At 67.1% G+C, this 7,143-nt stretch carries 8 protein-coding genes; 3 read left to right on the top strand and 5 right to left on the bottom strand.

The genetic code is table 11. The features are described from left to right. Nucleotides 1-494 (bottom strand): imidazoleglycerol-phosphate dehydratase HisB (gene hisB, locus AC5JJ6_RS34100; protein WP_496046302.1); only part of this gene is annotated, 494 nt, incomplete at its 3' end. Nucleotides 495-651: 157 nt separating this feature from the next. Between hisB and AC5JJ6_RS34095 the strand changes: the two genes are divergently transcribed. The 3 genes from AC5JJ6_RS34095 to hslU all read left to right on the top strand — a co-directional run bounded on the left by AC5JJ6_RS34095 (nucleotide 652) and on the right by hslU (nucleotide 4,149). Then, entirely contained in the window at nucleotides 652-2,088 is a 1,437-nt protein-coding gene (locus AC5JJ6_RS34095) for a S1C family serine protease (protein WP_496046301.1), read from the top strand. Between the two features lie 115 nt (nucleotides 2,089-2,203). Then, nucleotides 2,204-2,752 (top strand): ATP-dependent protease subunit HslV, encoded by a 549-nt coding sequence (hslV, locus tag AC5JJ6_RS34090; RefSeq protein WP_496046300.1) that lies wholly within the window; start codon nucleotides 2,204-2,206, stop codon nucleotides 2,750-2,752. 83 nt (nucleotides 2,753-2,835) lie between these two features. Further along, nucleotides 2,836-4,149, top strand: coding sequence for an ATP-dependent protease ATPase subunit HslU (hslU, locus tag AC5JJ6_RS34085; protein WP_044428557.1), 1,314 nt, complete (start codon nucleotides 2,836-2,838; stop codon nucleotides 4,147-4,149). A 133-nt stretch (nucleotides 4,150-4,282) separates the two neighbouring features. On the opposite strand, the gene AC5JJ6_RS34080 is transcribed toward hslU, so the two are convergent. From AC5JJ6_RS34080 to AC5JJ6_RS34065, 4 genes are read right to left on the bottom strand one after another with little or no spacing between them, the layout of a single operon-like run. Then, entirely contained in the window at nucleotides 4,283-4,837 is a 555-nt protein-coding gene (locus AC5JJ6_RS34080; protein WP_496046299.1) for a metallophosphoesterase family protein, read from the bottom strand. A gap of 13 nt (nucleotides 4,838-4,850) precedes the next feature. After that, nucleotides 4,851-5,546: a DNA polymerase III subunit epsilon gene (gene dnaQ, locus AC5JJ6_RS34075; protein WP_496046298.1), complete on the bottom strand. Its 696-nt coding sequence runs from the start codon at nucleotides 5,544-5,546 to the stop codon at nucleotides 4,851-4,853. Further along, nucleotides 5,539-6,189, bottom strand: a complete 651-nt coding sequence (coaE, locus tag AC5JJ6_RS34070) for a dephospho-CoA kinase (RefSeq protein ID WP_496046297.1) — start codon at nucleotides 6,187-6,189, stop codon at nucleotides 5,539-5,541. Before coaE ends, dnaQ begins: the two co-directional genes overlap by 8 nt. 15 nt (nucleotides 6,190-6,204) lie before the next feature. After that, complete coding sequence (locus AC5JJ6_RS34065; protein ID WP_496046296.1) at nucleotides 6,205-7,047, bottom strand: shikimate dehydrogenase; 843 nt, start codon at nucleotides 7,045-7,047, stop codon at nucleotides 6,205-6,207. Between the last annotated feature and the right edge of the window lie 96 nt (nucleotides 7,048-7,143).

Genomic DNA, 7,143 nt, shown 5'->3' with positions numbered 1-7,143 from the left:
TCGCCATACAGGTTCTCGACGTGAAGGGTCACGCCGGCGGCCTGGGCGAAAGCCTGGAACCACTCCTTGAACAGCTCGGTGTCCATGTCGCCTAGCTTGTCGCGGGTAAAATTCACCTTCCAGATCAGGTAAGGGCGGTTCGACAGGTCCAGGGCCACGCGGGTCAGCGTCTCGTCCATCGGGATGGTCGCTTCGCCGTAGCGGCTGATGCCCTTGCGGTCGCCCAGCGCCTGGGCGAAGGCGGTGCCGATCGCGATGCCGCTGTCCTCGGTCGTATGGTGGAAGTCGATATGGAGGTCGCCTTCCGCCTTGACCGTCAGGTCGATCAGGCTGTGGCGCGACAACTGCTCAAGCATATGGTCGAGAAAGCCGACGCCTGTGGAAATCCGGTACACGCCTGTACCATCCAGGTCCAAGGAAACCTCGATCCGGGTCTCGTTGGTGGCGCGCTTCAGGCTGGCCTGGCGCGCGGATCTGTTGGGAAGTCCGTCCATCTCCCGGTTTTAGCAGGAAGGCGGAGACGACGCCAGCGGGCGATGCGGTGCTGTGGACGGTGCGTCGCGTTGTCCGCGCGGCGGAATGCCCGATTGTCCCGGCATACGATGGCAGGCTAGGCCCAGCCAGCGCTTGGACTTTGGCTGGATGGGTGGCATGGCTTCGATTCGCCTGTGGATAACATTGTGGATTGGGCTGTGCGTTCTGCCCCTGGCGGGGTGCGGCGTCAACGTCCGGAAGACCGAAATCGCGGAACCGCTGACCCCACCGGCGGAGGCGCGCCCGGTGCCGGTCCGGTTCGGGGAATTGCAGGCGAAGCTGCGGCGCGGCGACCGGATCGGCGGCTATGTCATTGGATTCACCTGTCTGGGACCGTTCGACCCGATAACCTGGACCACCGGGCGGGAAATGATGGACCACAGCGATGTTGCCGACATGTTCCATGAGGAGCTGAGTGCGGCCGGATACGACGTCACCGGCAACCCCGGACGGCTGTTCGAGCGCGAGGAAGACGAGGAAAGGGCCGAATTGGTCGTTTCAGCCCAGGTCACCGATGTCAAGATGAATGTCTGCCGCAAGATGGGCTGGTGGCTGATCGAGTCCGACGTCGTCGGGGAGGAAGTCGAGGCCTCGATCAAGGTGGATTGGACGGTCTATTCGAGGCTGGACCGGCGGATGGTGCTGCGGACCTCGACCCGTGGATATACCGGCGGCGGGTCCGCGACGGAGGACGGCAAGATCCTGGCGATCGAACAGGCCATGGCGGGCGCCATCGCCAACCTCGCGGCCGATCCCGACTTCCGCGCCGCCGCCTTCGCGGCGCGGGACGCCGACCTGTCGGTGCCGGCGCTGGAGCGGGGCGGCGGCATCGGCGGGGGTGCCGGAAGCATTCGGAAACCGCCTGTGGACAACACCGTTCCCGATGCCAGACTTAAGCCCATGCCGACCGCCCTGCTGGTGGACGACGCGGCGAAGCTCCAGTCGGTCCGGCTGCCGCCGGTGGCAGCCTTCACGACACCGATCCAGGACCACGTGGAGCGCGTCACCGGCGCCGCCGTTCTGGTCGCCAACGGCAGCGGGCACGGCTCCGGCGTGCTGGTCGGCAACGACGGGCTGGTGCTGACCAACTACCACGTGGTCGGCAATGCGGAACGGGTGCGGGTGGTGCTGGACGACGGCACGGCGCTGACCGGCGTGGTCGAGCGCCGCCACAAGGTGCGCGACGTGGCGCTGGTCCGGATCGAAGGCGCCCGCTTCCCGGCGCTGCCGATCCGGACGACGCCGCTGACGGTGAGCGAGGAGGTCTACGCGATCGGAGCGCCGATCCAGGAACGGCTGCGCGGCACCGTGACGCGCGGCATCGTCAGCGCCTTCCGCCGCGACCGGCTGACCGGGCTGGAGACGATCCAGGCCGACGTGTCGATCCAGGGCGGCAACAGCGGCGGGCCGCTGGTCGATGCCCAAGGCAATCTGGCCGGACTTGCGGTGGCGGGTTACGTGGTGCCGGGAGGGGCGGGATCGGCCGGGCTGAACCTGTTCATCCCGATCGCCGATGCGCTGGACCGCCTGCGGCTTGAGATCGCGGACCGTTAGGGTTCAGGGTACACCCGGACGCCCAGTCTTGAAGCGGTTGACGTTTCCCCCAACATAGCGCAGGGACGACCGATACGGTTTACCGACAGTTTTTCTTCCGAAGGCCCAGACCCCGATGAGTTCCAACGATCCGATCCAATGGCACGGCACCACCATCCTGTGCGTCCGCAAGGGCGGCGAGGTGGTCATTGCCGGTGACGGCCAGGTGTCCATGGGCCAGACCGTGATGAAGTCCAACGCGCGCAAGGTGCGCCGGCTGGCCGGCGGCGACGTGATGGCGGGGTTCGCCGGCGCCACCGCCGATGCCTTCACCCTGTTCGAACGGCTGGAATCCAAGCTGGAGCAGCATCCGGGCCAGTTGACCCGCGCCTGCGTCGAGATGGCCAAGGACTGGCGCACCGACCGCTACCTGCGCCGGCTTGAAGCGATGATGGCGGTGGCGGACCGCAATGTCAGCCTGGTGCTGACCGGCAACGGCGACGTGCTGGAGCCTGAGGACGGCCTGATCGGCATCGGTTCCGGTGGCAGCTACGCGCTGGCCGCCGCCCGTGCGCTGGCCGACATCGAGGGTCTGGACGCCGAGACGATCGCCCGCAAGGCCATGAAGATCGCCGCCGACATCTGCGTCTATACCAATCACAACGTCATCGTGGAAAAAATGTAGTGACAGGCTGGTTCAAACCGACCTCGGACCACAGTATCGTACCGATGAACAGCGCCGCTGGCGCTCCTGACGAAGAAAAGCCAATGACTTCCTTCAGCCCCCGCGAGATCGTCTCGGAACTGGACCGGTTCATCGTCGGCCAGCACGATGCCAAGCGCGCCGTTGCGATAGCGCTCCGCAACCGCTGGCGCAGGCTCCAGTTGCCGGAAGGCCTCCGGGAAGAGGTGCTGCCCAAGAACATCCTGATGATCGGCCCGACCGGCGTCGGCAAGACGGAGATCGCGCGCCGGCTGGCCAGGCTGGCCCAGGCGCCGTTCCTGAAGGTCGAGGCGACCAAGTTCACCGAGGTCGGCTATGTCGGCCGCGACGTCGAGCAGATCGTCCGCGATCTGGTCGAGATCGCGATCACGATGACCAAGGAGCGGCTGCGCAAGGAAGTGGAATCCAAGGCCGAACTTCGGGCCGAGGACCGGGTGCTCGACGCCCTGGTCGGCACCAACTCCACCCCGGAAACCCGCCAGAAGTTCCGCAAGATGCTGCGCGAGGGCACGTTGAACGACCGGGAAATCGAGATCCAGGTGGCGGATACGGGCATGGGCGGCCTGCCGACCTTCGACGTGCCGGGGATGCCGGGCGCCCAGATGGGCATGCTCAACCTGAACGACATCTTCGGCAAGGCCCTGGGCGGGCGCACCAAGACCCGCCGCATGGCGGTGTCGGAAAGCTACGAAGTGCTGATGGCGGAGGAGTCCGAGAAGCTGCTGGACCAGGAGAAGGTCGTCTCGGAAGCCATCCAGTCGGTCGAGCAGAACGGCATCGTCTTCCTGGACGAGATCGACAAGATCTCGGCACGGACGGAGGGGCGCGGCGGCGCCGACGTCAGCCGCGAGGGCGTCCAGCGCGACCTGCTGCCGCTGATCGAGGGCACCTCGGTCGCGACCAAGCACGGCACGGTCAAGACCGACCACATCCTGTTCATCGCGTCGGGCGCCTTCCACATCGCCAAGCCGTCTGACCTGCTGCCGGAGCTTCAGGGCCGCCTGCCGATCCGGGTCGAGCTGAAGGCGCTGACGCGGGAAGACTTCCGCCGCATCCTGACCGAGCCGGAAGCCAGCCTGATCAAGCAGTACAAGGCGCTGCTGAAGACCGAGGAAGTCGATCTGGACTTCACCGACGACGCGATCGACGAGTTGGCCAGCCTCGCCGCCGAGATCAACACGTCCGTCGAGAACATCGGCGCGCGGCGGCTGCATACCGTGATGGAGCGGCTGCTGGAGGAAATCAGCTTCAACGCCAGCGACCGGGGCGGGACCAGCGTCACGATCGACGCGGGCTATGTGCGCGAGCACGTGTCCAATCTGGCGAAGAACGCCGATCTGTCGAAGTTCATTCTGTAGGCGGGAGTTATACTTTCACCTTGTAGGTCGGCCTGAAGCGAAGCGGCAGCCGACAAGCAGGCGCGTCGATGTCGGCTGCCGCTTCGCTTTAGGCCGACCTACGGCAGGCGCGTCTTTACCAGGCAACTTCTTATTATTTATCCAGGGGAAGAGGCGCCTGCACGGCGCCTTTTTTCTTGGACGGCTTCCGCGCCGGGCGGCTCGCCAGGATCTCCGCCAGCGTTACCGGGCGCATGTCCCAGGCATCCACCCCGACGTCGAACTGGCGCGGCATCGGGGCCAGCCGTCCGTGGCTGTGACCGTGCAGGTTGATGGCCTTCCGGTGCATGCCGTTCCAGGTGCGGAACGCGTAGTGGCACAGGACCAGCCTGGTCCCGTCCTCTTCGATCTCCGCATAGGCCGCGACGCTGGCCCAGCCGGCCGATCTGAGGACGGCGGGGGCGTCGTTGTTGCCGGTGATCAGGTGTTTCCGGCCGTTCAGCCGCATCAGCAGGTCGTCCACGTGCTGCTCCGACGCGCGCACGGCGAAGTCGCCGAGGTGCCAGACGGTGTCGCCGGGGCCGACCTTCTCGTTCCAGCGCGCGATCATGAACTCGTCCATCTCGCCGGTCGTGGCGAAGGGGCGGCCGTACATGAAGATGACGCGGTGGTCGCCGAAATGGGTGTCGCTGGTGAAGAAGACCGTCACGAGCGGATGGGACTCACGACGCGCCGGTCAGCCACATCGGGTTCTTCAGCTTGCCCAGCAGCGCCGAATGCGCCTCCAGCTCCTCCGCCGTCGGCGCGTGGGGGCGCGGTTCGCGGCGGGCGCGCTCGATCTTGACGACGCTGCCGTCGGCATTGCGGGCGACCTCGCCCCGGTTGCCGGCCAGCACGAGGTCCGGCTGACGACCGCCCCGGAGTTCCAGATAGACCTCGCCCAGGAGCTGGGCGTCGAGCAGGGCGCCGTGGAGTGTGCGGTTGGAATTGTCGATGCCGAAGCGGCGGCACAGCGCGTCCAGGCTGGCGGGTGCGCCGGGGAACTTCTGCCTTGCCATCGCGACGGTGTCGAGCGACCGGGACATCGGCAGCGGCTTGATGCCGAGCCGGACCAGCTCGGCATTGATGAACTTCATGTCGAATTCGGCATTGTGGATAACCAGCCGCGAATCGCCGATGAAGTCCAGGAACTGGCCGCAGATCGCCGCGAAGACCGGCTTGTCGCGCAGGAACTCCTCCGACAGCCCGTGGACCGCGAAGGCGCCCGGCGGCATGTCGCGCTCCGGATTGATATACAGATGGAGCTGCTTGTCGGTCGGGATGTAGTTGATCACCTCGACGCAGCCGATCTCCACGATGCGATCGCCGGTCAGGGGATCGAAGCCGGTCGTTTCAGTGTCGAGGACGATTTCACGCATGGGTCGGTCGGGCTCTCAGCGGGGTGAAGGAGCGGGGCGGCCAGTGGCGGCCGGGGATGTTCCTGGCCAATGTGACGATCCGGCGGAGCGCGCGCAAGGTGTGGGCGCGGCCGAGGCTGCTCGCCACCACGAAATCGGCGCGGCGGCGCTTCTCGCGGTCGGGCATCTGGCGCGACAGGATGCCGGCCAGCTTCTCCGGGGTCATGCCCGGCCGGGCCAGTACGCGGGCGCGCTGGATCGTCGGCGGGGCTGTCACGACGATGACGGCATCGACGCGGCGCTCGGCTCCGGTCTCGTAGAGCAGCGGGATGTCGAGGACGGCGACGGGGACGCGGCGCGCGGCGCAGCAGGCGAGGAAGCGGCGCTGGGAGCGCTGGACCAGCGGGTGCAGGATCGCTTCCAGCCGGCGCAACGCATTGGTGTCGCGGAACACGATGGCGCCGAGGGCAGCCCGGTCCACAGCACCATCGCGCACCGATCCGGGGAATTCCCGCTCGATATGCTGCACGGCGGCGCCGCCGCGCGACAGCAGGCGGTGGACTGTGGCATCCGAGTCATGGACCGGTACGCGGAGCCGCTTGAGCATCCGGGCGGCGGTCGATTTGCCCATGCCGATCGAGCCGGTCAGGCCGAGGACCTTCACGGAGCGAACACCCTCTTACAGGCTTTCCAGCACGAAGCGGCGAAGCTCAGGCGTTACTTCCGGCACTTGGCCGAACCATGCCTCGAAACCCGGCCGCGCCTGATGCAGCAGCATGCCAAGGCCGTCCACGATGGGGTTGCCACGGGCAGCAGCAGCCGTCAGCAGGGGCGTGTGGAGCGGAATATAGACGATATCGGTCACCAGCGCCGAGATGGGCAGACGCTCCAGGTGGAGGTCGAGGCCGGGTTCCCCACCCATGCCCTGGGTCGTGGTGTTGACCAGCAGGGCGGCGCCGCTCAGCGCCGCCTCGCGCTCTTCCCACGGCATCACCCGGATCGGACCGCCGAGTTCGGCGGCGAGCTGTTCGGCGCGGGCGCCGGTCCGGTTGAGCAGGCGGATCTCGGGAACCCCGGCATCGGTCAGGGCCACGAGAACAGCGCGCGACGCGCCGCCGGCGCCCAGCACGACGGCGGGGCCTGCCTCGGCGCGCCATCCCGGCTGGTCGGCCTTCAGGCTCGCCATGAAGCCGAAGGCGTCGGTGTTGCGGCCCTCGATCGTGCCGTCCTCGGCCACCACCAGCGTATTCACCGCGCCGATGCGCCGCGCCACCGGATCGACCCGGTCGCAGGCGCGAAGGGCCGCTTCCTTATGGGGAACGGTGACGTTGGCCCCGCGCAGGCCCAATGCCGGAAGCGCCCGGATCGCGTCGATCACTCGGTCGGGCGGGACCGCCAGCGGGATATAGGCGCCGTCGATGCCGTACTGGTCGAGCCACCAGCCATGGAGCCGGGGCGAGCGGGAATGGCCGACCGGCCAGCCCATGACGCCCGCGACTTTCGCCTTCGCCGTCAAAATCATGATGCCAGGATGCGCCTCAATCGCAGATAGTCCAGCACCGGCAGCAAGGGCATGCCGAGGATGGTGAAGTAGTCGCCCTCGATCCGGTTGAAGAGC

The organism is Skermanella sp., assembly GCF_059503625.1.
This window is presented reverse-complemented; position numbering and strand designations above follow the sequence as displayed.

Excerpts from the sequence above, each read along its gene's own strand:
- hslV (WP_496046300.1), top strand. The coding sequence starts at position 2,204 with ATGAGTTCCAACGATCCGATCCAATGGCACGGCACCACCATCCTGTGC.
- hslU (WP_044428557.1), top strand. The coding sequence starts at position 2,836 with ATGACTTCCTTCAGCCCCCGCGAGATCGTCTCGGAACTGGACCGGTTC.
- AC5JJ6_RS34095 (WP_496046301.1), top strand. The coding sequence starts at position 652 with ATGGCTTCGATTCGCCTGTGGATAACATTGTGGATTGGGCTGTGCGTT.
- dnaQ (WP_496046298.1), bottom strand. The coding sequence starts at position 5,546 with ATGCGTGAAATCGTCCTCGACACTGAAACGACCGGCTTCGATCCCCTG.
- AC5JJ6_RS34065 (WP_496046296.1), bottom strand. The coding sequence starts at position 7,047 with ATGATTTTGACGGCGAAGGCGAAAGTCGCGGGCGTCATGGGCTGGCCG.